Below are 25,204 nucleotides of genomic sequence, written 5' to 3' on the forward strand. Positions count from 1 at the left end.
CCATGACTATCCATGCCCCCGCTCTTGCCCTGACCATCGCCGGTTCCGAAGCGACAGGCGGTGCCGGCGCCCAAGCCGATCTGAAGACCTTCCAGGAACTGGGCGTCTTCGGCATTGTGAACCTCACCTGCATCGTTTCCTTTGATCCCAAGAACAACTGGAACCACCGCTTTGTGCCGGTGGAGCAGCAGGTCATTGCCGACCAGCTGGAAGCAACGACGGCGGCCTATGGTGCCGCTTCCGGTGCACCCACCACGCTGGACACGGTCAAGATCGGCATGATGGGCAGCCCTGCCACCATCACCACTGTGGAGACGGCGCTCAAGGCTGCCGCGTTCAAGAGCGTGGTCCTGGACCCGGTACTGATCTGCAAGGGCCAGGAGCCGGGCCACGCACTGGACACCGATCAGGCGCTGAAGGCCCAGATTCTGCCGTTGGCCACTTTTGTCACGCCCAACCACTTCGAAGCCGAGTCCCTCTCCGGCTTGAAAATCAGCAATGTTGAAGACCTCAAGGCTGCTGCCCGCAAGATCCACGAACTTTCCGGCGCGGTAGTCCTGGCCAAGGGTGGGGTGCGGCTGGAAGGTGATGACGCCGTCGACGTTTTCTTTGACGGGGAAACGCTGGAAGTGCTCTCCGCGCCGAAGGTTGGCGAAGTTGCTGTCTCAGGTGCTGGCTGCTCGCTCGCCGCAGCCGTGACGGCCGAGCTTGCCAAGGGCGCAACCCCGCTGGAGGCGGCCCGGACTGCCAAGGCTTTCGTCACCGAGGGCATCAAGAACCGTGTGGCGTCGGGCGCACCGTTCACCGCTCTGTGGCAGGGCGGCGCGCGCGCCTAAGGAGGACCCTTTAGGAGATCGGAATTGGGCGCCGGCCAGCTGTTGCCACGGCTTGTCCGGTGTGCCAAGCTCGCTCTATGAGTGTGAACGAAACCCTGGAATCCGATCCTTTCGACGCCACCGTGCGCATGAGCCGCAATGACGCTCTGCACCGCTATGAGCTGTTCGCGGCGGAGGAATTGGCCGTGACCATAACCTTCGCGGATCTGCCCGGCCATATCGATCTGCTCCATACAGTTGGTGAGCCCGGTTTCGAAGGAAAGGGCCTGGCTAAGGTCTTGGCGCGCTATGCCTTGGATGACGTGGTGGCGTCCGGAAAACGCATCATCCCGCACTGCAGTTATGTGGCGAGGTTCCTGGCTAAACATCCGGAACCGTACCTGCAGTACACCGACTTCCCCGATTCCCTTGAGGAGGCCTAAATGGACCGCCCCGTGGCACTGATTACCGGCGCAACGTCCGGGCTGGGTGCTGAATTTGCCCAGCAGCTTGGCCGTTCCCAGCATGATTTGGTGCTGGTCTCCCGTGATGCCGCCCGCCTCGAGGTAAAGGCGGTGCGCCTGCGCAACGACTTTGGTATTGATGTTCAGATTCTGCCAGCTGACCTTGTTACGGACGACGGCGTCGCTTCCGTCAGCGCTCGGCTGACGGACCCGCAGCGGCCAGTCTCGATGCTGGTGAACAACGCCGGCTTCAGTCTGGTGAAAGCCTTCGAGAAGAACTCTGTTGAAGAAGAAACAGCGCACCTGCGTATCTTGGCTCAGACTCCTATGGAACTCACCCATGCCGTGCTGCCCGGAATGTTGGAGCGCGGGGCGGGGCGCATCATCAATGTTTCAAGCGTTTCAGCGTTTATCCCGCGCGGCACGTACGGGGCGGCTAAGGCTTGGGGTGTCAGCTTCAGCCGTTTCGCGAACCTGCGTTACGGCCCGCGCGGCGTGAAAGTAACCGCCGTGTGCCCCGGTTTTGTGCACACCGAGTTCCACCAACGCATGGGCGCTGATATGAATGGTGTGAAGCCGTGGATGTGGCTCAACGCCGAGCAAGTGGTGCGTGAAGGCCTCGCCGATAACGCAGTGGGCAAAGCGGTGTCGATCCCGTCCAAGCGCTACGCCACTCTCATGGCGTTGGCCAAGTTGGTCCCCGACAGCGTGGCTGCCGCAGCTGGCAATCGCGGGCGCTGATTAAACCGAGTTAAATCGAGAGCGTGCCATGGTGGCGAGGACCCCGAACTCTTGGGGCACTCGGCACCATGGCACGCTCTCGGCCATGAACTCCGGGGTGAACCGGGTGGGGACTACTCCTCAGACTCTGGGCGGCCCACGGTGACCGGGATACCTGTGCCTGGGGTGGGCGGCTCGTAGGATTCGTCAAAGGGCAGGTAATCCATGTCGAGCAGCGGATTCTCGTCCTGCGACTTCACCAGTTCCTGAGCTTCCTGGACAGTGGCCACGCTTGGCATGGAGCCAGGCAGGTGCTTTTGTGCAGATTCACGCAGGAAGTAGATACCCACAACGCCAATGGCGGAGGTCAGCATCAGATAGTAGGCCGGCATCAGTTCGTTGCCGGTGAGGGTGATTAGGCCCTTCATGATGAACGGAGCGGTACCGCCAAAGATGGCCACGGCAAAGTTGTAGGAGATTCCCATGCCACCGTAACGGCTGGACGTGGGGAACAACGCTGGCAAGGATGATGCCAGGTTGGAGACGTAGAAGGTTACCGGGAAGGCAATCAATGCCAGACCAAGCATGGTGGTCCAGACGGGGCCCACGGCAATGAGCATGAAGGCAGGGACGGCCAGTACCACGGTGCTCACAGCGCCAACCCAAAGTACCGGGCGGCGTCCAATACGGTCCGACAATTTACCGGTCAGTGGAATACACAAGGCCATGACGACCAAAATGGGGATGGTCAGCAATGTTCCATGGACTGGATCGTAGCCCATTGAATCCGTCAGGTAGGTGGGCATATAGGAGGTGAGAGCGTAGCCTACCGTGTTGGCTGCTGCCACAAGAATCATGGCCAGCAGCACCTGCCGCCAGTAGACCTTGACCAGATGAACCGGCCCGTTTGAGGAGTCCTCGTCGCTGGCTGCAGCGGACTTGGACGCCTCCTCATTAGCATCCAGAGTGGCCTGGAACTGAGGTGATTCCTCGATCTTCATGCGGAAGTAAATGGCAATCAAGCCCAAGGGCCCTGCGATGAGGAACGGCACACGCCAACCCCACTGCTCCATGACCTCCTGGCCCAGAGTCAACTGCAACACCGAGACCATGGCGGCACCAATGGCGAATCCCAGGTAACTCCCAAGATCCAAGATGCTGGCAAAGTAGCCACGGCGCTTGTCCGGAGCGTATTCGCTCACAAAGGTGGTGGCGCCAGCATACTCACCACCGGTGGAGAAGCCTTGAACCAGTTTGAGCAGGACCAGCAGGGCCGCAGCCCAGATGCCGATTTGCGCGTATCCGGGCAGGAGCCCCACGGCGAAAGTTGAAGCAGCCATGACCATCAAGGTCGTGGCGAGCACCTTTTGACGCCCGATTTTATCTCCGAGCCAGCCGAAGACCACGCCGCCGAGCGGCCGGGCCAAGAAGGTGGCCGCGAAGGTCCCCAGCAGGAACAAGGTCTGAACATCTGGGTCTGCCTCAGGCAGAAATACTGGTCCCATGGTGGCGATGAGGTATCCGAAGACACCGACGTCGTACCATTCCATGGTGTTTCCAACAACGGTGCCGCCCAGTGCTTTTTTGAGCATTGGGGCATCAACAATATTGACGTCATCGACGCCGAGCCGGCGTTTTTTGAGTTTGGGCACACGGGACCTTTTCGGCCGGGTATGCGGGTGATCTGCGGTGTCCTTAACACCTGGTTCCGGTTGAGTCATGCTTCGGTCTATGGGCATTTGTTCATCCCCTTAAAGGAGTTCATTTGCTTGCGACTTCCTGCTGCATCGCTACGGGCAGACCATAAATTCTAGCAGATGGGACATTCTCACCCCTGAAACGGGGTGCTGTCAAGGGCAAAAAACCCCGCCATTGCAACCAAAAATGGTTACAGTGGCGGGGTCCTTGGAACGTCCGGGCCCACGCGTCCGCAGGGGGAGGGCGTGGGGACTAGGCGTCGTGGTTTGTCTCGAGGATGGTAACCAAGGAGTCCAAAGCGGCGCCTGCAGAGTCGTCGTCGGTGCGGAGCACAACAACTTCGCCGAACTCCATGCCGAGGCTCATCAATGCGAGCATGCTGTCGGCGTCCACCGCGTCCTCGATGGGATCGCCCACGCGCGCAATGGTCACTTCGGCGTCCAGCTCGCCGGCGGCCTCGGCAAAGATCGATGCCGGGCGGGCGTGCAGTCCCACGGTGCTGGCAATGGTGGCGGTTCGTTCAATCATGATTTTCTCCTCAAGCAGGTAATGAATAAAACAAATACTGAATAAAAGTCGCTTAGAGCCCCAGCTCAGCGAGGGCCGGCAGCCCTGCCCTAACCAGCTCGCGGGCCTCGGCAGCGGAGGAGGCCCCCACCGCCCGGTATGCCAACACTTTAGCCTCGGCGAGCGAAACGGTGCGCAACACGGCAGCCACGGCCGGTAGCGCCCGCGGCGTCATGGACAAGGAACTGACTCCCAAACCGGCAAGCACGACGGCGAGGGCCGGGTCTGCGGCCGACTCTCCACACACACCAACCGGCTTGGGTGCCGACGTCTCTAGCGATGCTGAGTGCTTAGCCTGCTCGACAGCCCCTTCGACAGTTGCCTGAATCAGGGCCAGTACGGCTGGCTGCCAGGGATCATTCAGGGCCGCGAGCGGCCCCAGTTGCCTGTCGGCCGCCATGGCGTACTGGGTTAGGTCGTTGGTGCCGAGGCTGGCAAATTCCACATTGTTCAGAATGTGCCGGGCCGTGAGGGCTGCGGAAGGAACTTCCACCATGACCCCCGGAACGCGCAGTCCGGCTGCGGTGCACAGCGCGGCGAAGTCAGCTGCCTCGGCAGGTGTTGAAATCATCGGTGCCATGACCCACACCTCGGCCTGAGAAGACCCAGCGGCATCGGCTATAGCAGCCAGCTGGCGGGCCAAAACGCCCGGAGTGGTGATATCTGTGCGGTAACCACGCACACCCAGGGCAGGGTTGGGCTCGGTGGTGTCAGTGAGGAACGGCAGCGGTTTATCCGCGCCAGCGTCGAGCGTGCGCACAACAACTTTTTTGCCTGGGAAAGCCTCGAAGACACCCTTGTAGGCGGCCACCTGATCCTCGTGGCTGGGCTCGGTGCTGTTGCCCAGGAAGCAAAATTCTGTGCGCAGCAGACCCACACCTTGGGCGTTGGTGGCAGCAGCCTCCTGGGCATCTTTCGCCCCGCCAACATTGGCCAGTAGCGGGATCAGCGTACCGTCGGCAAGCTGTCCCACACCGTCAAAGACGTTCAGTAGCGAAGCCTTTTCCTGCCATACCGCTACGGCAGCATGTTCGGCATCGGCTGGTTCAGTGCTCACGATCCCGGCAGAGCCGTCCACAAAGACCACGGCGCCGTCGGCAACGCCGAGCACCCCAGCAGCGGCAACAACCGCCGGCAGCCCTAAGCTGCGAGCAATGATGGCGGTGTGTGACTGCGGCCCACCTCCTGCCGTGACCAGCGCAATGACCTTGGTGGGATCAAGGGTGGCCGTGTCAGCAGGGGCCAGGTCCTCGGCAAACAGAATGAACGGTTCGGCGGAATCAGGGATTTCCGGTGCGGGCACACCTCGAAGCACGGCCACAATACGCGAACGCACATCCAACACATCGTGGGAGCGTTCGGCCATGTAACCGCCCAAGTTGGTGAGCATCTGGGCTACCGAATCGCCGGCTTCCCAGATGGCCCGCTCTGCCGAGGTGCCGGTCTTGACCAACTTGATGGCGGCCTTGATCAGCATGGGATCGGTCGCCATCAAGGCTGTGGCCTCAAGGACGTCCTTCCCGGCACCTTCAGCCCGGCCAGCACGCTCCAGGAGCTGCTCTTTCACGCTTGCCCCAGCAGCCTTGAGGGATGCAGCGGCAGCCTCGGGCGTCGTCGAACCTTCCAACTTTTCACCAGCGGGAGGCTCGGTGAGGGCTGGCGGCATGTGCCGGACCGGGCCAATGACCCGGCCGCGGAAGACTCCGACTCCAACAAAGTTCTGCACAGTAGCTCCTTCGACAATCATGGCCAGGGCCTAGGCGGCCTGGGTGGCAGGCTGCGTTGCTGCAAGGGTATCAACGGGCTTGCGAACAGCCCAGCGTTTCAGCGCTACGACAGCCAGCGCGGCGATCACGGTGCCCACCAGGATGGACACGGCGAACATGGCCAAGTTGCCGATGGCGAAGAAGACGAAGAATCCGCCGTGGGGAGCCTGCGAGGTCACGTGGAAGGCCATGGTCATGGCGCCGGTGACCGCGCCGCCCAGCATGGATGCCGGGATGACGCGCAGGGGATCGGCAGCGGCGAACGGGATGGCGCCTTCGGAGATGAACGATGCTCCCAGCAGCCAGGCCGCCTTGCCATTTTCGCGCTCGGCGAGGGAGAAACGCTTCTTGTCGAGCACGGTGGCCAGGGCCATGGCGAAGGGCGGGACCATGCCGGCAGCCATGACGGTTGCCATGATTTCCCACGGCGCCTGGGCGGCAATGCTGCCCGCGCCGAGCCCTGCAACGGCGAATGCGTAGGCAACCTTATTGACGGGGCCGCCGAGGTCGAAGCACATCATGAGGCCAAGAATAATGCCCAGTACGACGGCGGATGTTCCGGTCATGCCCGTCAGCCAGCTGTTCAGGCCTTCAGAGAGTGAGGCAATCGGTGAGCCCAGGAACAGCAGCATGGCGCCGGAGGCGATGATGGAGCCCAGCAGCGGGATGATCACCACGGGCATGAGGCCGCGCAACCAGCGGGGGACCTTCCAGCTGCCGATCCAGTAGGCCGCGAGGCCTGCCAAGATGCCGCCCACTAGGCCGCCGAGGAAGCCGGCGCCCATGAACACGGCGACGGATCCGGCCGTGAAACCGGGTGCGATGCCGGGGCGGTCGGCGATGCCGAAGGCGATGTAACCGGCCAAGGCCGGGACCAGGAAAGCCATGGACAGGCTACCAATTTTGAATGCTACGGCACCAAGGTAGGCGCCGACGGGGCCCAGCGCTTGTTCAGGGTAGTCCGTGGGCAGATTGGCCAAGCTATTGCCGGTCAGGATCTTGTCCGCGAAGTCTGGAATCTGGAAGCCACCCAGCAGGAAGCCAAGTGCGATCAGCAGGCCGCCACCAGCCACGAACGGGATCATGTAGCTGACGCCTGTCAGCAGGACCTTCTTGACCTTGGAGCCCAGGCTTTCGCTGGAGGCCTCAGCCCTGTTTTCTGCATTCTCTTCCGCGCCAAAATGCGGCACGCGGTGGGCATTCGGGTTGTCCGAGGCGGCAATTGCCTCCTGAATCATCTTGGCTGGCTCGTCGATTCCGCGCTTCACGGGCGAACTGACGAGCGGTTTGCCGGCAAAACGTTCCTTGCCGCGAACATCCACATCAACAGCAAAGATCACAGCATCTGCGGCCGCGATTACGGCGGGATCCAACGGAGTCACAGCACCGGAACCCTGGGTCTCCACCTGCAGGTCAACACCGGCTTCCTGAGCGGCCAAAACCAGTGAATCGGCGGCCATGTAGGTGTGGGCAATGCCCGTAGGGCACGCCGTCACAGCAACAAGGCGCTTCTGACGGGTTGCGGGGGCAGCGGCGGCCCCGGCGGCGCCGGGATCGGTGGAACCGGCTGCGCCCTGAGCGACCGGGGCCGGTGTTGGCGTTGCCGCCTTAGGCTTGTCCGCCAGGGCGCCTTCGACCAGGGCAACGATCTCTGCCGGGGATTTTGCTGCGCGCAGGGCCGCGGTGAAGTCCTTCTTAATGAGGGAGCGGGCCAGCTTGGAGAGCAGCTTGAGGTGTTCGTTGTCGGCGCCTGCGGGGGCGGCGATGAAGAAGATGATGTCGGCCGGGCCGTCCTTGGCGCCAAAGTCAACAGCCGGGTTCAGGCGTGCCATGGCGAGGGTCGGTTCAAGCACAGCCTCGGAGCGGCAATGCGGGATGGCGATGCCACCCGGGACGCCGGTTGCGGTCTTTTGCTCGCGGGCGAGGGCGTCGGCGAACAGGCCTTCTACCTCGGCGGCACGGCCGGTTTTTGCGATGAGCTCGGCCAAATTGCGGATGACCGAGGTGGTATCAGTGCCGAGATTGGCGTCAAGAAGCACCAGATCATCGTTGATAAGGGTTGTCATATCAGTTCTCTTCAGCTGGGGCCAGCACCGTCACAGCGACGGTTCCGGGGGTTGTTTGTGCGAGGGAGGGAACCATGGTTCCGGGGAGGGAAGCTGCGGCCGCGCCATGCGCCACTGCTTGCTGCAGGCACGCTTCGGGGGAATCCCCACGAAGCGTTGCCAGCAGATATCCGGACAGTGCGGAGTCACCCGCACCGACGGTGCTTTTTGCCTTGATGGCGGGGCCGCGGCCATGGAAGCTGCCGTGGCTGGTGGTCAAAACTGCGCCCTTGGAACCGAGCGTCGCCAGAACAGCACCCACCCCGTTCTTGAGCAGAGTAACGGAGGCCGCTGCGGCCGCCGCCGGATCTGCCTCAAGCTCAGGTCCGGTGGAAAGGCCCGTCAACTCGGCCAATTCCTCACCGTTGGGCTTGAGTAAGTCAGGGGCTGCGCGTAGGCACTCTTTGAGTGGGGCGCCCGAGGAATCGACGGCGATGCGTGGTGCCCGCGAACCATGCGCGGCACGGACGGCCTCAATCACCAACGCATAGAAATCACTCGGCACCCCCGGCGGAAGTGAGCCGGCCAGCACGAGCCAGCCCGCGCCGTCGGACTTCTCAACGGTGAGCGCCAGGAGCTCGTTGAGCTGGGTCTGGGTGAGGACGGGGCCGGGCTCGTTGACCTTGGTCGTGGTGCCGTCGGGCTCGGTGATGGCCACATTGCTGCGCAGGGGTGCCCCGATCGGCATGGCCAGGTGGGGGATGCGCTCGAGATCCAAAGCCAGGACGACGGCGTCACTTGCGTCCCCGGGCAACAGCGCCAGCGCCTCGATTCCGGATGCGGAGAGGGCCCGGACAATGTTCACGCCCTTGCCGCCGGGATGCGCAGAGGAGGCCGTTGCGCGCTGAACCTCGCCGCGCTGTAACGGAGCAGCCAGATCGATGGTGCGGTCCAGGCTGGGGTTGGGCGTCAGGGTGAGGATCATGCGATCACGACCTTTATGTCGGCGCCGGCCAAGGCTGCGGCAAGCTCGCCGGTGGGTTTTGTGGTGGTGACCAAGATATCGATCTCCTCGAGGGTTGCGAAGCGGACAAGTGTTTCGGCGCCGAGTTTGGAGGCATCGGCCAAGACCACCACCTGCCGGGCCGCCTTGACCATGGCGGTTTTGGTGGCGGCTTCGACAGGGTCTGGGGTGCTCAGACCAAAGGCGGCGTGGATGCCGTTCGCGCCGAGGAAGGCGATGTCGGGGCGCAGTGCGCTGAGCTGTTCCGTGGCGCGAGCTCCGACGACGGCGCTGGTCAGGGCTCGGACGCGGCCACCAACGATGTCCAACAGCAGATGCGTGTTGGTGCTCAGTGTCCCGGCCATGGGGAGTGAATTGGTGATGACGAGCAGTTCATCGCCAGCGTTGGCGGGGGTCCAGGTGGCCAGCCTCTCGGCCAACGCCGCCGTGGTAGTGCCCGAATCCAGCAAGATGGAGGCCGTTGGGGCGTGCGGAATCAAGGCCAGTGCAGCTGTGGCAATGCGCTGCTTCTCTTCGAGGTGTTGGCTCTGGCGTTCGCTTAGGCTGAGCTCTGTACGCGTCAACCGGTCCACACTCACCGCCCCGCCGTGCACGCGGCGGAGCTTGCCCACTTCTTCCAGCGCAGCCAGGTCGCGGCGAACCGTCTCTTGGGTAATGGAAAACAGTTCTGCCAAGTCATTGACGCCAACCCTGCCTTGGGCGCTGACGAGTTCGGCGATCCTGCGCTGCCGTTCCTCCGCAAACATGTCATTTCCTTCCGGTGGTGGGCGGCCAGCCTGATTTTTCTTGGCTGCCCTACTCCCGTGATCCGAATCACAGCTGTTGTTTCAGATGACTTTATCTGTGTTTATCTTCGATTGTCAACATCATTCCCACATAAACACAGATGCGGGTCTGTTTTGGGGTTTATGTTTGCTGTGGGTGGGCCTGTTGGGGGCCTGTTGGACTGGTCAGGCCCACGGGGCGCTTCGAACCGTTAGAAAAGGTCGTTTTGAACCGTCAAAGCGACCTTTTCTAACGGTTCGGCGAGGAAGCCCAATGAGGGAACCTGGCGAGCGGGTAGTCTGACCGCATGGAAACTGTTCTCTGGTCCCACCCGGAAGCTGAGCGAGCCGGGAAGCCGTTGCTGCTGATGCTGCACGGGTACGGTTCGGATGAGTCCCGCATGAGCGCGGTATTCAAGGACCTGCCACGGGGATTCGTGTGCGCCGCGCCGCGCGCACCCATGGACATCGCTGGGGATTACGGCTGGTTTTTGCTGGACTATTTTCTGGTCAACGACTTCGCCGCGGTGGTGGGAGCCGCTACGAAAGTCCTCGCATGGCTGGATACCGAGATGGTCCGCCACAAATTCAGCTCGGTCTCAGTGCTGGGATTTTCACAGGGCATGGCCATGGCAACCACATTGATCAGGCTGCGTCCGGACATGTTCATGACCGGCGTAGGACTTTCAGGCTTTGCTCTGAATAATGAACTGCTCGCCACCATGGAGCCGCTTGAGCGCAAGTTGCCGTTTTTCTGGGGTCGCGACGTTGCGGATCTTGTCATCAACCCCGACGCTACGGAGTTCACCTCCGAATGGTTGGCCGCCAACACCGATCTGCAACAGGCGCGCTACGACGCAATGGGCCACACTATGCGGGCGGACGAACTGGCCGATGTCTCCTCCTTCCTGACAGCGAACGTGCCCGGCTCCTTCACACCGAGCAGCTAGGAGAAAATCATGACCGGTCAGGCAAACGGTTTTGAGCACATCATCGGTCCGGGTGGCGAGGTCACCATCACCCATCATGGCCGCAAAGCCACCACCCTGCGCGGGCCGATGGCCCAAAAATTCTTGGTTGATCTACTCACCGCCGAGCCTCAGGAGCTCAGGGCCCGGCTGACCGGAAACTATCGCCGCGGCAATGAACGCACAGCAAAGAACCACCCGCGGAACTCGGATAACCGGCGCTAAACCTGACCCGCGCTGACGCCCCCAACAGTAAAAGCAGCCGAATGTCGGTGCGCAGTCAATCAAAAGGTTGATGGCCGGCGTCGTGCGGGTCAATACGCTTCAAAGAAAGGCCCGAACTGGGGCCCAGTAGCGAAGGAAACCTCATGAAGAAGCTCTTTTACTCGGCGTTTGCGTACATGGTTATCGGGGTCCTCTCCGGCCTGTTCTACCGCGAATTCACCAAAGGCAAGCAGTTCGACGGCTTCACCCAGCTCTCCGTAGTCCACACGCACCTACTCACCCTCGGCTTCATAGTCCTGCTCATTGTGCTCATCCTGGAAAAGTTGTTCACGCTGTCCAAATCGCGCCTGTTCAACTGGTTCTTCTGGCCGTACAACGTCGGCCTGATCCTGACCGCGGCCATCATGGTGGTCCACGGCATGCTGCAGGTCAACGGCACCACCGACGTCTCCGCAGCCATCCCCGGTATCGCGGGCCTGGGCCACATCCTGCTCAGCGCCGGCATGGTGTTCATGTTCCTGGCCCTGCGCACCCGCCTGTTCGCCCCGGCCGTGAAGGTCCCCACTGTGAAGCACGACGACGGTACTCCCGTAGCGCTCGCAGGCTAAGTCTGCGCGGGGCTGGCTGCGAATCCTGGGCCTAGAGTGGATTTCCTGACGGTTTGGTTTTCCTGACAGTGAACTGCCGCAAAGATCCGCAGAGGGCCGTTACGCTGGAGGCAAAGAGTTGGGGGCAAAAGAGGCAGGGGAGAACATGGCCAACAAGGATCTCAATCACGGGGTCATGGCGCAATCGCCGGGCTTCGCTAAACAACGTGGTCCGGTGAACCCGGCCGTTCAGATGGCAGCGGGTGCTGCATTCGATCCGAGTGGAAAGCCCACGCCTGCCGTCCATGGCATGCTACTTAAGGCTGTGGAAGTGCAGCGGCCGCTGGTGCTGGCCAACTTGCGCCGGCTGCGCAAACGGTACCCAAACGCCACCGCCTACGAGCTCAGCCAGCGTCTGGAACGGGACTTCCTCAATGGTGTCAGTAGCGGCGGGGCTGCCGTTGGTGCCACTGCCATCATCCCTGGCATAGGCACCGTGGCGGCGTTGTCCATTTCCGCCGCGGCAACCGTGGTCTTCCTGGAAGCCACGGCGCTTTACGCGCAATCCATTGCCGAACTTCACGGAGTGCGCCTGGCGAATCCGGAAAGCGCTCAGGTCACGGTCATGGCCATTATCTTGGGCGAAGAAGGCCAAGCCATGCTGCAGGGATTGACTGGGCATGCACTGGGAACCGGCAAGACACCCATGCAAGCTTGGGGCAAGACCGTCAGCAAGAACTTGCCGCTGAACACCATCAAGGGTCTCGTGGCACCTATGCAGAAAATGTTCCTGAAGAAGATGGCGGTCAAGGGCAGCGCCTCGGTGGTTGGCAAAGCTCTGCCCTTTGGCATTGGTGCAGCCGTGGGTGGCGTGGGCAACTACATGATGGGCAAGGCAGTTATTGCCTCGGCCACCCGTGCCTTTGGCCCGGCGCCCATGATGATTCCGCAGGAACTGCTAGCCGAGCTTGAATCCACAGCCAAACTCCCCAAGCCGCCGAAGGAACCGAAGCCCCCCAAGGAACCGAAGCCGCTCAAGCCCGGCAAGGCCCCCAAAGCCCTGAAATCCCCCAAAGCCCCGAAAGCACTAAAGCTGCCGAAGCGGTGACTGCTCCGCTAGCCGAACACCAGCGTGGCTACAGTGAAAATCGCCAGCCCTGCGAGTGAACCAACCACGGTGCCGTTAATACGGATGAACTGCAGATCCTTGCCCACCTGAAGTTCGATCTTCTCGCTGGTCTCCACAGCGTCCCAGCGTCCAACTGTGTCGGTGATCAAGGAGGTGATCTCGTGCTTGTAGGTGCCCACGAGGTAGGCGGCAGCGTCGGCAATCCACTTGTTGACCTTGTCCCCAAGGTCCATGTCGGAGACCAGACGGGCTCCGAAGTCCTGCACCGCCGAGGTGAATTTCAGGCGAAGTTCTGACTGTGGATCATCCACGGCGTCCGTTAGCGCCGTCTTGATGGTCTCCCAGGTTCGTCCAGCCAATTCCCGAACCTCAGGATCCCCGAGAACCTGGGCTTTGATACCTTCAGCCTTGGCGATCATGGCCGGATCATGCTGCAGTTCCTGGGCGAGGTCCTTCAAATAATTATCGAGCTGCTGGCGGACCTCGTGGTGAGGATCGTTCTGGACTGCGCGGGCAAACTTGTAGATTTCCGCGTGGATCTTATCCCCTACCAGGCCGTCCACAAAGACCGGAACCCAACTGGGGGAGCGGTCGGTCACCAGACCGGAAATGGTGTCGTGGTTGGCTTGGATCCACGTGGTGGACCGGTCAACGAGTAGGTCCACTAGGGCATGGTGGTGGCCTTCGGCAAAGATCCGTTCCGCGAGCTTGCCCACGGGTGGGCCCCACGGTGGTTCCAACACATGTTTGCGGACCATAGACTCGATGACGTCTTGGATGTCCTCGTCCTTCAACACCGAGATGGCGCCTCGCAGCGCGGCAGCACCCTCGGTGGTCACCCGCTCGGCACTGGCCGGTTTGGATAGCCAGCTGCCCACCTTCTGGGCGATCTGTGTGGAGGCCAACTTCTGCGAGACTACCTCTTCGGAGAGGAAGTTAGTTTCCACAAAGTCAGCAAGAGAGGCACCAATCTCATCCTTGCGGTTGGGGATGATGGCGGTGTGCGGAATCTTGATACCCATGGGGTGTTTGAACAGAGCCGTGACCGCAAACCAGTCGGCCAGCGCACCAACCATGCCGCCTTCGGCAGCGGCCCGAACATACGCCAACCAGGGAAAACGGGGCTGTAGGGCAAAGGCGAAACAGAACACCACAGCCATGAACAGCAGCAGGCCCAGCGCAATATTCTTCATACGCTTGAGCGCTGCGGCCTTCTGAACGTCCGGATGCTGGGGTGGAACTGACTGCTCGAGCCTTCGTGTTTGCGCCATGGAGTAAGCGTAGCGTGGAGCCATGACAGTTCAGATCTACGCGCACCGCGGTTCCAGCGCCGCCTTCGCCGAGCATACTCGCGCCGCGTATTTGCAGGCCCTCGCTGACGGTGCTGACGGGGTTGAATGCGACCTTCACCTCACGGCGGACGGGGAACTTGTCCTGCTACATGACGATGATGTGGCGAGGACGTCCAACTCGGCAGGGTCGGTGGCAGAGCTGACACTGGCCCAGTTGCGAACCCTCGATTTCAGCAGCTGGCACGGCGTCGTCATCCCGCCCGACTACGGCACCATTGCTACCCAGCTCCTGACCTTGCCTCAGCTTTTGGAGCTGCTGGCCGCTGCCGGGCGCCCCATTGCCTTGGCGCTGGAATTCAAATACGGGGCCACGTTCAAACCGCAGCTGGTCGATGCCGCGCTCAAGACGTTGCGCAGCTTCGGCTGGGACTCTGAAAAATCCAGTGCCGGAAACATTCACGTTTCCTTCATGAGCTTCCACCCCGACGCCGTGAAGCACCTCGCCGCGCAGATCCCCGCCGCGCACCTCTGCCAGTTGCTCGAAAACGTCCAGGTGGCCGGTGTCCGTGAGGAGTTGGACATGGGTGCCATCACCGGGCGCACCGCGGCTTTTCTGATGCGCCGAGCCATGGCCGAAGGCGAAAGGTTAATTGACGACGGCGTAGCTCAACTCGCCGGACCCGGCGTCGAGTACCTGCGTGCTCACCCGGGCAACGCTGCTCGTTGGGTTGCCGCCGGACGGGTGCTGCGGGTGTGGACCGTGGACACAGCGGAGGATCTAGCCTTGTGCCTGGCAGCCGGGGTTGAACAGGTCACCAGCAATAGGCCACGCGAAATTCGGGAGCTGCTGCGCTGATCCCTGAGCGAGTCCCTGAGCTAGTCCCTGCGCTGATCCCTGAGCTGATCCTGCGACAGGCCCGACAGGCTTGGCTGACTCGGCAGACCTTGACGCCATGTGATTGCATGGAAGCATGGCATCGCGAATTGAAGACTATGCACTGTTGTCCGATCTGCACACCGGGGCCCTTGTGGGCCGCGATGGGAGCATTGACTGGTTGTGTTTTCCGCGCTTTGACTCACCGGCGGTCTTTGCCGCCCTGCTGGGTACGAGCGACCACGGCCGGTGGCTCATGGCGCCCACACACCCGGAAGCCGCTGTGGCGAAACGCTCCTACCGGGGGCGAACCTTCGTGTTGGAAACGCTCTGGGAAACCCCTGAAGGCACCGCCCGCATCACCGATTTCATGCCGGTGGGAGACCGCCGGGCTTCCATTGTCCGCCGGATCGACGGGGTCAGTGGCCGAGTAGAAATCGGCCAGAAAATCACCGTCCGTCCCGGCTACGGCAAGGTTTTGCCGTGGGTTAGGCGCATTGACGAAGCTGATGGAAGCGAAGCAATCGTGGCCGTTGCCGGACCAGACGCACTGGTGCTGCGCGGCGCTGAGCTGCCCCACGCCGTCGACCATCAGCACAGTGGAACTTTCTTAATCGCTGCCGGGGAGAGGGTGGAGCAGGAACTGATTTGGTACCCGTCGCACCGCCCCGTCCCCACGCCCATCGACACGGAGCGGGCGCTGGCCGAGACCGTGAATTACTGGGACAAGTGGGCCGCCCGCTACAACCAAGACGGCAAATATGCGGCCATTGTGGAGCGCTCGCTGTTGGTTTTGCGTGCGCTGACGCATGAGGATACGGGTGGGATTGTCGCGGCACCCACCACCTCGTTGCCGGAAGATTTTGGTGGCGCACGGAACTGGGATTACAGGTTCTGCTGGCTGCGTGATGCAGCGTTGACGCTCGAGGCCATGCTCACCCACGGCTATGCCGAAGAGGCGCTGAAATGGCGCGACTGGTTGCTGCGCGCCGTGGCCGGAGATCCGGAAGATCTGCAGATCATGTACGGGCTCGGCGGTGAACGTGATCTCACGGAGGGCGAGTTGAGCCATCTGCCCGGCTACGAGGGTGCGCTGCCGGTGCGGATTGGCAACGGCGCCGTGGGGCAATACCAGGCAGATGTTGTAGGTGAGGTGCTGGTGGCGCTGGAGAAGCTGCGTCTGGCCGGCGGGCATGAGGACCACTTCTCCTGGCCCTTGCAGCAGGCCATGCTGGGATTCGTGGAGAAGCACCTGAATGCCAAGGATCACGGCATTTGGGAAATGCGCGGGGACCAGCTGCACTTCACACATTCGCGCGTCATGATGTGGTCCGCCTTCGACTGTGGCGTGCGGGCAGTCCGCGACCACGGCTTGTCCGGCCCTGTTGAGCGCTGGGAGGAACTGCGCAGTCAGCTGCATGCCGAAATCATGGAGTTCGGCTTCAACAAGGAACTCAACACGTTCACCCAAACCTATGGTGGCACAGCTACCGACGCCTCATTGCTGGTCCTGCCACAGGTCGGTTTCGTAAGCTATAGCTCCCCGGAAATGCTGGGCACGGTGGATGCTCTGGAAGCGGAACTGGTAGATGCTCATGGTTTGATCCTGCGCTACCGAACGGAAACCGGGCTGGACGGGCTGGCACCCGGCGAGCACCCGTTCCTGGCCTGTTCCTTTTGGCTGGTTGAGCAGTACGCCCACACTGGCCGCCGCAAGGACGCCGTGAAACTGATGGATACTTTGGTGGGACTGGCCAACGATGTGGGCCTGCTCAGCGAAGAGTACGACATGGGGCAGGGTCGCATGGCGGGAAACTTCCCGCAGGCTTTCTCCCATCTGGCTTTGGTCCGTGCCGCAGATGCCCTCCACGGCACCGAGCACCTGAGCTTGTCCGACGAGCCGATCGACACCCACACCATGCCCATCGTTGTGCCGTCATGATCATGCCGTTATGAGAGGAGCTTCGGGGCGGGCTCTGGGGGCACGGTCGTCGTTCTTGCAAGGGTGCTTGACGTTCTTGCCATGCGGACCAGGGTGAAGCTGTGAGCTGCAGCGTGACACTATGGGCTCATGAAACTTAGCGAGTCACCGGCGGCCAAAATTGGTGCGTCGATCTCGATCGCCACAGGACTGTACGGGATCTCCTTCGGCGCACTTTCGGTAGCCTCAGGGCTGACGCTCTGGCAGACCATGGCGCTGAGCCTGCTGCTCTTTAGCGGTGGCTCTCAATTTGCGTTCATCGGTGTTGTGGCGGGCGGTGGATCGGCCGTGGCGGCCATGAGCGCCTCGGCCCTGCTGGGCATTCGCAACGGGGTTTACGGTATGCAGATCAATGCGCTCCTGCGGCCCACCGGCTGGCGGCGTTTTGCCGCTGCCCACGTCACGATTGATGAATCCACCGCCACGGCCACCGGGCAGAGCGATCCGGTCGAACAAAAGCGCGGCTTCTGGGTGGCTGGGCTGGGTATTTTTCTGCTGTGGAACATCATGACCTGCGTGGGAGCTCTTGTTGGTGCCGCGCTGGGAGATCCCAAACAGTGGGGGCTCGACGGTGCAGCCGTGGCAGCGTTTCTGGGCCTGTTGTGGCCTCGCATCAAGTCATTCCAGCCCGCAGCCATTGCCGTGGTGTGTGCGCTGGTGACCCTTTTAGCGGTTCCTTTGGTGCCGGCCGGGGTGCCCATTTTGGTGGCTGCTGTGGTGGCCGGGCTTATTGGCTGGTTCCGCCCCGCTAAGGATAGCGGTCATGACGATGACGGCATGGAGCCGGACCTTGACCCATATAAGCACGACGCCGGAACCTTGCCCGTGCACGAATCTGGCCTTCGTAGACACAAAAGTGGACACAAAGAGAGCCACAAAGGGATGGAACTATGAGCCTGTGGTTTTGGCTGTTGGTTGCGGCAGTATTGGCTTACGCCACTAAGTTACTGGGCTATTTGGTGCCGGCAAAAGTGCTGGATAATCCCCGAATGTCGCACGTGGCCGGGACGCTGACCATTGGCCTGCTCGCCTCACTGACCGTGGTGAATGCGGCCGCAACTGGTACCTCTGTGGTGCTTGACGCCCGAATAGGCGCGTTGCTTGCGGCGGCAGTGGCGCTCTGGCTCAAGGCACCATTTTTGGTGGTGGTCCTGGCTGGCGCTGCTGCCGCCGCGGGGCTTCGATTACTTGGTTGGCCCTGAACCGTACGGGTTCTGGTTGGGATCCTGCGGCTGGCCGTAAGGCTGGTTGGGATCCTGGCCGTACTGAGGCTGCGCCTGGGCCTGACCGTACTGCTGAGCGTTAGGATCCTGGCCGTACTGAGCGTTGGGGTCCTGCTGGCCGTACTGCTGAGCGTTAGGATCCTGGCCGTACTGTGGCTGCGCCTGGGCCTGAGCGTATTGCTGGTTGTACTGCTGGCCGTACTGGTTGGCGTACTGCTTCTGCGCCGGGCTCAGATAGGACGGGCCGCGGTACTGGGCATCGCCGTAGGAGAGGATAGCGGCAAAAACCACCGGGAGGAAGATCAAGCCAACGGTGAAGCCCGTTTCCTTGCCGAACGACTTGGACATGTCGTTCAGGATGACAATCATCATGTAGATGTTGAAGTAAGGGATAAGTAGGAACCAGAAGTGGGACTCCGGGCGACCCACCATCTTCACCATGATCCACGTGTTGTAGAACGGGATATAGGCCTTCCACTTTGGATGCCCTGCCTTGGCAAAGGCGCCAGCCCAGACAATTCCGTTAACCACCAAGGCGATGACAAAGAAGAGGAAGTAGAGGCCCATCATGAGCATGATGACGGCCATAGCTTCAGAAGAAGTCATGGTGCTTTCGTAGTTGTAATCGTAGTTGTAGGTGTCCGGTGTTGGCGCCAGCGGAAGGGCGCTAAGAAGAGAGGCAAGCATGCCAGCAACTTTATCTGCATCCAGACAATGCACCAATGGGGTGAAGTACCCATAATGGAAGCTAACCCCAAGTTCCCTAGAAAGCCCCATCAACTCTTAGCAACCCCCATCGATTTCAAGACACTCCCAGAACGGAAACTTTCATGATTGTGGCCTTTTCAGTAGCGCCTAGCGGCAACCCCTTGGATGCCCCTGCAGGAACAGGCGACGAGGCATCCGTCCATACGGCTGTTGCAGCCGCAGTCAAAGTGGTCCGCGAGTCCGGTCTGCCCAACCGCACGAGCTCCATGTTCACCGAAATTGAGGGTGAGTGGGACGAGGTCATGGACGTCATCAAACGTGCCACCGAGGCGGTAGGGCGTTACGGATCCCGAGTTTCCCTGGTACTGAAGGCAGACATCCGTCCCGGCCACACCGGCGAACTCACTGGCAAAGTGGATCGGCTGGAAGGCGCGCTGGACGCTCTGGGCGAGTGACCGGCGTCGTACGTGAGCAGGTGCATGAACAATGCGAAGGGCAGTCCATGACTGAGGCTCGAGAAGTGGCCCGGCGAGAGCTCTGGGCGGCGGTCGCTGCAATCCCGGGATTGGCCGAGGGGTTGAAGCTAAGCCAGGAGGAGCTGTGGACCGAAAATCCCTGGTTGTGGCACGTCAACGGGGACGTTTCGTACACGGTCGCAATTGATGACAACGGTCTTTTTCTGCTCACAAGATTCGATCGAGGCCAAGGAGAGCCGGCATTTCGGAGCAATGATGCGCGGGCGTGCGTTGCCAGCATGGTGCTCCAGTGGCTCAGCGGTTCCAATGATTTCTATCCCGGCCATTCTCCCTACGAAGAAATTCCTCGGATTTTTGAGGTCTCAGAACACCATGAGATCGACGAATTTGGCCGTGATTGCTCCGTCATTCGTTGGCACTGGGGTGAGGGATCCTGGGCGCAATCCTGCGGGGCTTACTCGTTGCTCAACGGACTAAAGTGGGCGTGGATCTTCACCGCTAGTGACAAGACGATTGCCAATGCGGCTTCCTTTCCGGACGGCTTTCCACTGTTCCTGCCTCATCCGGGGCCCAGGCTGGAAACTCCCCCGGGAGATCTCTCGAACTTGAGCCTTGAACGGTGGCAGGCGTGGCGTTCAGCTCGGACGGCAGCTGGGGAGGTGCAAGGCGCCGGGCCGGAGCAAGGTGCTGGTGCCGGTGAAGCGCAGCTTTGACTGCGGCTACGCTGGCAGGGTGACTATTTTGCCGCACGCCATGCACTACCTGAGCGAAGTGACGCCCTGATGGGACGTAAACGAGTACCCAAAAATGGTGCTGTCGAACCCGAATCGGCGCTCAAGGGAGCGCCGAAAGGTCCCGTAGCCGGTAAGTTTCAAACGGACACCGGCACGGCCGAGCTGATCCCCGACGGCGACAATCCCAATGGCTGGCTGCTCATGCTCAACGGGGTCCAAAGCTCCCACGTGGACTTGGCAGACCCCCTGCGTCTGGACTTTGAGTACATGCGGTGGATCATGGAGCTCGTTCACGACAGGTGGCCGGCTGGGGAGAAGCTGCGCACCCTAAGTCTGGGTGGTGCTGCGTGTGCCATGCCGCGCTACCTTGTAGCGGCCTATCCCAACTCTCGCAATGTGGTGGTGGAGATCGACGGCGCGCTGGCCAGTTACGTCCGCGACTGGTTCGATCTGCCCCGGGCACCGTTGCTGAAGATCCGTGTGGGTGAGGCCCGTGAGGTGACTGAATCTCTGACCGAAGCCAGCCGGGATCTCATCATTCGGGACGTTTTTAGCGGCTCCAAGACACCGCATGCACTGACCACAACCGAGTTCACAGAAGCGGCCCGAAAGGTACTTATTCCTGGTGGCGTATATGTTGTGAACTGCGGTGACGCGCCAGCATTGACTACCGCACGGCGGGAAGCTGCCACCATTGCAGCAGCGTTTGAACACACCGTCATCATTGCCGATCCGGCCATGCTCAAGGGGCGGCGCTCAGGCAATATCATCATCGCCGGTAGCGATGCTCCACTGGGCGACGGCGCGGGACTGCCACGAAACCTGCTCGGCGGAGCCATGCCCGCCCACCTCTGGGACGATGCCAAGGTCCGCCAGTTCGGCCGCAGCTCTGTGGTGCTGAGCGACGATGTCTTATAGGCCGGGATTCTGGCTCTGAACACTCACCGGTGGCGGGCGGTCAGCGGGAGGAGGAGACCGGCGTCGAACGTGTCTGTTCTGTCGAGTCTGTAGCGCCGGCCGCAGAGGGGCTTTCGTCAACGAGCACGGCGCGCTCCTTGCCCTTGCCGCGTACCCCGAGTTTAAAGGCGAGCGTCAGCAGGACCAGCCAGAGGGCGCCAACATAGAGGGCCACGCGGGTGTCGGCGTACACGCCCAGGAGCACGATCACGCCCGCCATGAAGAGTGCCGTCAGGATTGAGGCGAGCGGCCAGAGCGGGACCGGGAATGCGGAGGGGGCCAGCGCGTTGCGGGCGATCTCGCGCTTCATGGCCACGTGCGACGCCAGGATCATGATCCACACCCACACCGTGGCGAAAGTGGCGATCGAGGCTATAAGCAAGAAGACGTCCTCGGGGATGGTCGCGTTCAAAACCACGCCCACCAACAGTACGGCGGTCATCAGCAGCACGGTCATCCACGGTACACCGCGCTTAGAGATGCGGCCAAAGGCGGCGGGTGCGTGACCTTGCGCAGAGAGGCCGAAGAGGACGCGACCGGCACCGAAAATATCGGAGTTGATCGCCGAGAGTGCGGCGGTGATAACGACGGCGTTGAGGATGTGCGCGGCCAGTGGGATGCCCAGAGAGTCAAAGATTTGCACGAACGGACTGGTTTCGCCGGTAATTTCGTTCCAGGGGATTAGGCTCATCAACACGCCCAAGGTCAGTACGTAGAACAGCAAGATACGGACCGGAACGGTGTTGACGGCTGCCGGGATGGACTTGCCGGGGTCCTTGGCTTCGCCGGCCGTCACGCCGATGGTTTCAATGCCGCCAAAGGCAAACATGACGACGGCGAACGCGGCCAGGAGCCCCACCCACCCGTTGGGCATGAAGCCGTCGTTGTTCACCAGGTTGCCCAATCCTGAAACGGCCTGCGCGCCTTCCATCTGGAAGCCGAAGACAATGATGGCTGCGCCACCGGCGATCATGGCGATAATGGCGGAAACCTTGATGAGTGAGAACCAGAATTCCAGCTCACCAAAGACCTTGACGCTGAGTAAGTTGATGGCGGCGAGGAAGAAGATGATGGCCAGAACCCAGATCCAGCGCGGCACGTCCTGGAACCAGAAGCCCATGTAGATGCTGAAGGCCGTCACATCGGCGATGGCGACGATGGCCATTTCGAACACGTAGGTCCAGCCGGTGATGAATCCGGCTAAGGGGCCCAGGTAGCGGCTGGCATATTGGCCAAAGGAGCCGGAGACGGGGTGCCGGACAGCGAGTTCACCCAGAGCGCGCATCACCATGAACACGGCTGCGCCGGCAATGATGTAGGCCAGCAAGACCGCGGGGCCTGCCTTTTGGATGGCACTTGAGGAGCCGTAGAACAATCCGGTGCCGATGGCTGAGCCCAACGCCATGAAACGAATGTGGCGGGCAGTCAGGCCGCGGGTCAGGACGGATCCTTGGGAGTTCATGAGTGGGCTTTCTCACGTAGCACAGCAAGTGGGCTACGACACTGTTAAGGCAAAAGGGGTGGCGATGGTCACGAATTTGCCGAATTTTAGGCTGAAAGTGCCCGATAAATCCCGAGAATCTGGGATTTCAGACTCCAATATTCTATATTGTTCAAAGAACTATGGCGATTTGAGCCAATGATGAGGGGACCATGACAACCAACGACCGCAAACCCTCCAAGGTGCCAGCTGCAGAGAACACTTTGCGCATTCTGAAGCTGCTTTCATCCAAGCGCGGACCCTTGGCAGCCTCCACCATTGCCACCACTTTGGAGCTGCCCCGCTCCAGCGTCTACCACCTGCTCGGTGTCATGGAGCAAAGCGGCTTCGTCATGCACCTGCATGAAGAGCAGCGCTACGGGCTCGGCGTCGCAGCCTTTGAGCTCAGTAGCGCCTACTCTCGGCAGGAACCTCTGTCCCGGTTGGGTCGCCCACTGCTTGCTTCGCTCGTGGACAAGATTGGCGAAAGCGCGCACCTGGCCGTTCTGCATGGGCGCGATGTTTTGTACATTGTGGAGGAGCGGGCCAAGAACAGGCCGTCTCTGGTGACCGATGTAGGGGTGCGGTTGCCCAGTCATCTCACAGCCAGTGGTCGGGCAATTCTGGCGGCCCTACCTAAATCACAGGTCCGGGCGCTCTATCCCAATGCGGCCGCGTTCAGCTCGCTGACCGAGGTGCCCAACCCCATCATCAAGTACTCCACCTTGTCCGGTCACTTGGATCAGGTGCGGATTCGCGGTTACTCCACTGAGAGTGGGGAAGTCAGTGACGGCTTCGGTTCGGTTGCGGCTGCCGTGACCGATCACCTCGGCTGGCCGGTTGCTGCTGTCGCCGTGACATTCCTGGACGAAAAAGTGCCGGTAGAGCAGCGGATCAAGTTGGCTGAGCGCGTCGCCAAGGTGGCCGGGGAGCTTTCCACAAGGATTTACGGCCGCCGCGAGGGTTGACGCGCTGCTGGGCCGGCGGGCCAGGCTGCTCGGGGTGCGTCGGGAGTAGTGCGAAGCCGCGGCGGCATGTCTGGAATCCCGGATACCCCGAGCTGAATAGCGCTGATTTCCATGCGGATAGGGGGAATAGTGGGGATCAAGATTGCCACAACAAAAGGATCCGCAATGACTGCCGCCCAGCCCCAAGAAGTCACCCTCTCCGCAACAGGGGTCACCCCCGAGGACGTCATCGCCGTGGCCCGCCACAATGCCAAGGTGGTGATCAGCGCCCAGGCGCTGGCCGGCGTCGAACGCGTCAGGGAACATATTGAGAAGTTGGCGCACTCCGAGACGCCCGCCTACGGTATTTCCACGGGCTTCGGGGCGCTGGCAAGCCGCCATATTCCGGCGGAGATGCGCACACAACTGCAAAAATCGCTCATCCGCAGCCACTCTGCAGGCATGGGGCCGGCCGTGGAACGCGAGGTGGTGCGCGCGCTGATGTTCCTGCGCGCCAAAACTCTGGCCAGCGGCCGGACCGGCGTGCGCCCGGTGGTCCTGCAAACCATGGTGGACGTGCTCAACGCCGGCATCACGCCAGTGGTCCGCGAATTCGGCTCGCTCGGCTGCTCGGGTGACCTGGCGCCGCTCTCACATTGCGCCCTAGTGCTCATGGGTGAGGGCGAGGCGGCAGGGCCCGACGGCGTCATCCGCCCCGTCCCGGAACTCCTCGCCGAGGCTGGCATCACGCCGGTGGAACTGGCCGAAAAGGAGGGCCTGGCGCTGGTCAACGGCACCGACGGGATGCTTGGAATGCTGCTCATGGCGATCGCCGACCTGCGTCTCCTGCTGACCACCGCTGATATCACCGCCGCTCTCAGCGTCGAAGGGCTGCTCGGCACCGATCAGGTGTTCGTGCCCGAGCTGCACATGGAACTGCGCCCCCATCCCGGCCAGGCCGCCAGTGCCGTGAACATGCTGGCTGTGCTGGCCAATTCGCCGATCGTGGCCTCGCACCGCGTGGGGGATTCCCGTGTGCAGGACGCCTACTCGCTGCGCTGCGCCCCGCAGGTGGCCGGCGCCGCTCGCGACACCGTGGACCATGCGCTCATGGTGGCCACCCGCGAACTTGCCGCCGCGATCGACAATCCCGTGGTGCTGCCGGATGGCCGGGTGTCCTCCAATGGCAACTTCCATGGGGCGCCGGTGGCGTACGTGCTGGACTTCCTTGCGATCGTCTCGGCCGACGTCGCCTCCATCGCCGAGCGCCGCACCGACCGCATGCTGGATCCCGCCCGCTCGCACGGCCTGCCCGCCTTCCTCGCAGGCGATCCCGGCGTCGATTCGGGCCTCATGATTGCGCAGTACACGCAGGCCGGTCTGGTCTCTGACTCCAAACGCCTGGCCGTCCCCGCTTCCGTGGATTCCATCCCCAGCTCTGCCATGCAGGAGGACCACGTCTCCATGGGCTGGCACGCCGCCAGGAAGCTGCGTAAGTCCGTAGAAAATCTGCGCCGCGTCCTCGCCATTGAGCTCGTCACGGCCACCCGCGCCATCGATATGCGCGCATCCATGTCCGACGGCGTACTGGTCCCCGGCCCGGCCGGCGCCGCTGTGATTGAGCTGCTTCGTGCCACGGTTCCCGGCCCGGGCAGCGACCGTTTCCTCTCGCCGGAACTTGAAGAAGCGGACCGTCTGGTGGGCTCTGGCGCCATCCGCGACGCCGCAGAGACAGCCACCGGCCCGCTTAACTAGCCCGT

The 25,204-nt window shown here is 61.8% G+C and carries 25 protein-coding genes; 16 read left to right on the forward strand and 9 right to left on the reverse strand.

The features are described from left to right. Window positions 1-2 precede the first annotated feature (2 nt). From AB0P14_RS12250 to AB0P14_RS12260, 3 genes are all read left to right on the forward strand, one after another. The gene (locus AB0P14_RS12250; protein WP_363842415.1) at window positions 3-836 is read left to right on the forward strand and encodes a hydroxymethylpyrimidine/phosphomethylpyrimidine kinase; all 834 of its coding nucleotides are present in this window, start codon (window positions 3-5) and stop codon (window positions 834-836) included. Window positions 837-913: 77 nt separating this feature from the next. Next, on the forward strand, window positions 914-1,258 hold the full coding sequence (locus tag AB0P14_RS12255; protein ID WP_363842418.1) for a GNAT family N-acetyltransferase: 345 nt from the start codon (window positions 914-916) through the stop codon (window positions 1,256-1,258). Then, the gene (locus tag AB0P14_RS12260) at window positions 1,259-2,020 is read left to right on the forward strand and encodes an SDR family NAD(P)-dependent oxidoreductase (protein ID WP_363842421.1); all 762 of its coding nucleotides are present in this window, start codon (window positions 1,259-1,261) and stop codon (window positions 2,018-2,020) included. Between the two features lie 113 nt (window positions 2,021-2,133). On the opposite strand, the gene AB0P14_RS12265 is transcribed toward AB0P14_RS12260, so the two are convergent. The 6 genes from AB0P14_RS12265 to AB0P14_RS12290 form a co-directional block, all read right to left on the reverse strand. After that, window positions 2,134-3,720 (reverse strand): MFS transporter, encoded by a 1,587-nt coding sequence (locus AB0P14_RS12265; protein ID WP_363842424.1) that lies wholly within the window; start codon window positions 3,718-3,720, stop codon window positions 2,134-2,136. 229 nt (window positions 3,721-3,949) lie between these two features. Then, a complete protein-coding gene (locus tag AB0P14_RS12270; protein ID WP_363842427.1) occupies window positions 3,950-4,225 on the reverse strand; it encodes an HPr family phosphocarrier protein in 276 nt (91 codons plus the stop codon). Between the two features lie 52 nt (window positions 4,226-4,277). Continuing rightward, window positions 4,278-5,990, reverse strand: a complete 1,713-nt coding sequence (locus tag AB0P14_RS12275; RefSeq protein WP_363842430.1) for a putative PEP-binding protein — start codon at window positions 5,988-5,990, stop codon at window positions 4,278-4,280. A 30-nt stretch (window positions 5,991-6,020) separates the two neighbouring features. After that, window positions 6,021-8,096 carry a fructose-specific PTS transporter subunit EIIC gene (locus tag AB0P14_RS12280; RefSeq protein ID WP_363842433.1) on the reverse strand — a complete coding sequence of 692 codons (2,076 nt, stop codon included), beginning with the start codon at window positions 8,094-8,096 and terminating at the stop codon, window positions 6,021-6,023. A gap of 1 nt (window position 8,097) precedes the next feature. Next, window positions 8,098-9,060 (reverse strand): 1-phosphofructokinase family hexose kinase, encoded by a 963-nt coding sequence (locus AB0P14_RS12285; protein ID WP_363842436.1) that lies wholly within the window; start codon window positions 9,058-9,060, stop codon window positions 8,098-8,100. After that, a complete protein-coding gene (locus tag AB0P14_RS12290; protein ID WP_363842439.1) occupies window positions 9,057-9,845 on the reverse strand; it encodes a DeoR/GlpR family DNA-binding transcription regulator in 789 nt (262 codons plus the stop codon). Before AB0P14_RS12290 ends, AB0P14_RS12285 begins: the two co-directional genes overlap by 4 nt. A gap of 326 nt (window positions 9,846-10,171) precedes the next feature. Between AB0P14_RS12290 and AB0P14_RS12295 the strand changes: the two genes are divergently transcribed. From AB0P14_RS12295 to AB0P14_RS12310, 4 genes are all read left to right on the forward strand, one after another. Then, complete coding sequence (locus AB0P14_RS12295) at window positions 10,172-10,813, forward strand: phospholipase (protein ID WP_363842442.1); 642 nt, start codon at window positions 10,172-10,174, stop codon at window positions 10,811-10,813. Between the two features lie 9 nt (window positions 10,814-10,822). Beyond that, window positions 10,823-11,056: a hypothetical protein gene (locus AB0P14_RS12300; RefSeq protein ID WP_363842445.1), complete on the forward strand. Its 234-nt coding sequence runs from the start codon at window positions 10,823-10,825 to the stop codon at window positions 11,054-11,056. 143 nt (window positions 11,057-11,199) lie between these two features. Beyond that, window positions 11,200-11,664: a DUF2871 domain-containing protein gene (locus AB0P14_RS12305; protein ID WP_363842448.1), complete on the forward strand. Its 465-nt coding sequence runs from the start codon at window positions 11,200-11,202 to the stop codon at window positions 11,662-11,664. A 145-nt stretch (window positions 11,665-11,809) separates the two neighbouring features. Further along, window positions 11,810-12,751, forward strand: coding sequence for a hypothetical protein (locus AB0P14_RS12310; protein ID WP_363842451.1), 942 nt, complete (start codon window positions 11,810-11,812; stop codon window positions 12,749-12,751). 8 nt (window positions 12,752-12,759) lie between these two features. On the opposite strand, the gene AB0P14_RS12315 is transcribed toward AB0P14_RS12310, so the two are convergent. Continuing rightward, complete coding sequence (locus AB0P14_RS12315) at window positions 12,760-14,043, reverse strand: DUF445 family protein (protein WP_363842454.1); 1,284 nt, start codon at window positions 14,041-14,043, stop codon at window positions 12,760-12,762. Window positions 14,044-14,065: 22 nt separating this feature from the next. Here AB0P14_RS12315 and AB0P14_RS12320 point away from each other — a divergent pair, with 22 nt between their 5' ends. The 4 genes from AB0P14_RS12320 to AB0P14_RS12335 all read left to right on the forward strand — a co-directional run bounded on the left by AB0P14_RS12320 (window position 14,066) and on the right by AB0P14_RS12335 (window position 18,121). Further along, entirely contained in the window at window positions 14,066-14,920 is an 855-nt protein-coding gene (locus AB0P14_RS12320) for a glycerophosphodiester phosphodiesterase family protein (RefSeq protein ID WP_363842457.1), read from the forward strand. A 115-nt stretch (window positions 14,921-15,035) separates the two neighbouring features. Continuing rightward, window positions 15,036-16,880, forward strand: a complete 1,845-nt coding sequence (locus AB0P14_RS12325; RefSeq protein WP_363842460.1) for a glycoside hydrolase family 15 protein — start codon at window positions 15,036-15,038, stop codon at window positions 16,878-16,880. Window positions 16,881-17,009: 129 nt separating this feature from the next. Continuing rightward, window positions 17,010-17,813, forward strand: a complete 804-nt coding sequence (locus AB0P14_RS12330; RefSeq protein WP_363842463.1) for an AzlC family ABC transporter permease — start codon at window positions 17,010-17,012, stop codon at window positions 17,811-17,813. After that, window positions 17,810-18,121, forward strand: a complete 312-nt coding sequence (locus AB0P14_RS12335) for an AzlD domain-containing protein (protein ID WP_363842466.1) — start codon at window positions 17,810-17,812, stop codon at window positions 18,119-18,121. Before AB0P14_RS12330 ends, AB0P14_RS12335 begins: the two co-directional genes overlap by 4 nt. Here the strand turns inward: AB0P14_RS12335 and AB0P14_RS12340 are convergent. Continuing rightward, window positions 18,104-18,829: a DUF5684 domain-containing protein gene (locus AB0P14_RS12340; RefSeq protein ID WP_363842469.1), complete on the reverse strand. Its 726-nt coding sequence runs from the start codon at window positions 18,827-18,829 to the stop codon at window positions 18,104-18,106. The genes AB0P14_RS12335 and AB0P14_RS12340 overlap by 18 nt on opposite strands. A gap of 143 nt (window positions 18,830-18,972) precedes the next feature. Here AB0P14_RS12340 and AB0P14_RS12345 point away from each other — a divergent pair, with 143 nt between their 5' ends. From AB0P14_RS12345 to AB0P14_RS12355, 3 genes are all read left to right on the forward strand, one after another. Next, complete coding sequence (locus AB0P14_RS12345; protein ID WP_363842472.1) at window positions 18,973-19,305, forward strand: thiamine-binding protein; 333 nt, start codon at window positions 18,973-18,975, stop codon at window positions 19,303-19,305. Between the two features lie 47 nt (window positions 19,306-19,352). Beyond that, complete coding sequence (locus AB0P14_RS12350) at window positions 19,353-20,039, forward strand: hypothetical protein (protein ID WP_363842475.1); 687 nt, start codon at window positions 19,353-19,355, stop codon at window positions 20,037-20,039. Window positions 20,040-20,108: 69 nt separating this feature from the next. Beyond that, the gene (locus AB0P14_RS12355) at window positions 20,109-20,978 is read left to right on the forward strand and encodes a fused MFS/spermidine synthase (RefSeq protein ID WP_363842478.1); all 870 of its coding nucleotides are present in this window, start codon (window positions 20,109-20,111) and stop codon (window positions 20,976-20,978) included. A 40-nt stretch (window positions 20,979-21,018) separates the two neighbouring features. On the opposite strand, the gene AB0P14_RS12360 is transcribed toward AB0P14_RS12355, so the two are convergent. After that, window positions 21,019-22,479: an amino acid permease gene (locus AB0P14_RS12360; protein ID WP_363842481.1), complete on the reverse strand. Its 1,461-nt coding sequence runs from the start codon at window positions 22,477-22,479 to the stop codon at window positions 21,019-21,021. A 191-nt stretch (window positions 22,480-22,670) separates the two neighbouring features. Between AB0P14_RS12360 and AB0P14_RS12365 the strand changes: the two genes are divergently transcribed. Together AB0P14_RS12365 and hutH are read left to right on the forward strand one after the other, a co-directional pair. Then, a complete protein-coding gene (locus AB0P14_RS12365) occupies window positions 22,671-23,465 on the forward strand; it encodes an IclR family transcriptional regulator (protein ID WP_363842484.1) in 795 nt (264 codons plus the stop codon). A gap of 165 nt (window positions 23,466-23,630) precedes the next feature. Continuing rightward, on the forward strand, window positions 23,631-25,199 hold the full coding sequence (gene hutH / locus AB0P14_RS12370) for a histidine ammonia-lyase (protein ID WP_363842487.1): 1,569 nt from the start codon (window positions 23,631-23,633) through the stop codon (window positions 25,197-25,199). Window positions 25,200-25,204: the final 5 nt, after the last annotated feature.

It is taken from the genome of Specibacter sp. NPDC078709, assembly GCF_040686795.1.
GTDB lineage: Bacteria > Actinomycetota > Actinomycetes > Actinomycetales > Micrococcaceae > Specibacter.